Genomic DNA, 1,427 nt, shown 5'->3' with positions numbered 1-1,427 from the left:
GAATCCTCCCCCCCGGGCGGGGGGAGGGGTATCAGGATGTGGGGAGGCAGCGGCCGGGACGTGGCTGGCCCCGGCCGCCGGTGCGGCCGGCATGGTCAATGCCGGGCCTTCTCCCGGCGGCGCCAGCCCGCCAGGGCGAGCGTGCCCGCCAGCAGCATGCCTCCGCCCAGGCCGCCCAGGGAGAGCTTGCCGTCGCGGCTGTCGATGTCGAGCAGGCTGGTCTTGCGACCCTCAAGCTTGGCCACCCGTGCTTCCAGCGCCGCCGCCTCGCGGATGCGGGTGTTGCCGTCCTGCACCTCGACGTAGTCGCGGTTCATCGGGCCCCAGCCCTCGCTGTAGGTCCATCCCCCAGGGTTGACGTGCGCTAGGCCGACGTGCAGCTTGGGCAGGTTGTTCTGGCTCATCTCCACCACCCGAAGCTCCAGCGCCGCAGGGTTGTTGTCCTTGGACCAGTACAGCTGGGTGAAGCCCGCGAACATCTCCTTGTCGGGCGGCAGCGGCAGCGGCCGGTTGGTCTTCTGGCCCGGCAGCAGTCCATCCTGGTAGAGCTTCTCGACCACGGCGTGCGTCTCCTGGTACTTGGCAATGCCGTGCAGGGTGCCCTTGTCCATGAATTCCAGGTAGGAGCGGGCAAAACGCTCGGAGTGGCAGTTGGTGCAGGTCTTCACCCACGATTCGAGCCGCGCCTCCGACCATTCGCTGTCGATGTTCTCGGCTACGCCCGGTACCGACGGGTAGTTGGCCCAGCGGATCTTGCGGGTGACGTTGTGGCTGTACTTGCCTTCGTACTCGAAGTGGCAGCCAGCGCAGGTGGGCGCGGTCTGGCCGCCCTTGGCAAAGGCGTCCTTGAGCGGCACTTCCCAGTTCCAGTTGCTGCCCATGATCTCCACGACCTTGCCGTGCTTGCTCATGGAGTACGCTTCCCAGTTGTTGTGATCCACTCCGCTGTGGCAGGTGGCGCACGTCTCCGGCCGGCGCGATTCCGCCGCCGAGAAGACGTGGCGCGTGTGGCAGTTGTCGCACTTGTTCTGGTTGGTGTGGCACATGCTGCAGCCTTCGGCAATCTCGCGCTGCGGCATCGCCGCAAACACCGCCACTTCCACGTTCGCCGTCCAGTCCAGTGCGTGCGAGGGCCGGCTCGTGGGCCAGGCTATCCGATCCGTGGGCCACACCATGGTGTCACGCTCGGACTCGCGCTCCGCAAATTCCGCCAGATGGCACGTGCCGCACACGTCCGCCGTCGGCATCCGGATGTCCTTCTGGTGATCCGCCTTGCCCTTGGCGTTGGGCTCCACGTGACAGTCGATGCACCCCACTTCCTTGAGCTTCTCCTTCGCCCCAAGACGTCCCATCGAGCGCAGGTTGTTCTCGATCTCTTCCAGCTTCGCCTTCTTGTAGTAGATCGGACTGTCCGCCTTCAGGTTGCG

The 1,427-nt window shown here is 66.0% G+C and carries 1 protein-coding gene; it reads right to left on the bottom strand.

Annotated elements, in window-relative coordinates; genetic code table 11:
• Positions 1-95 precede the first annotated feature (95 nt).
• The coding region (locus tag BT108_RS13250; protein WP_072295025.1) for a multiheme c-type cytochrome at positions 96-1,427 on the bottom strand (1,332 nt) is incomplete at its 5' end.

Source organism: Nitrosovibrio sp. Nv17, assembly GCF_900119085.1.
Taxonomy (GTDB): Bacteria; Pseudomonadota; Gammaproteobacteria; order Burkholderiales; family Nitrosomonadaceae; genus Nitrosospira.
This window is presented reverse-complemented; position numbering and strand designations above follow the sequence as displayed.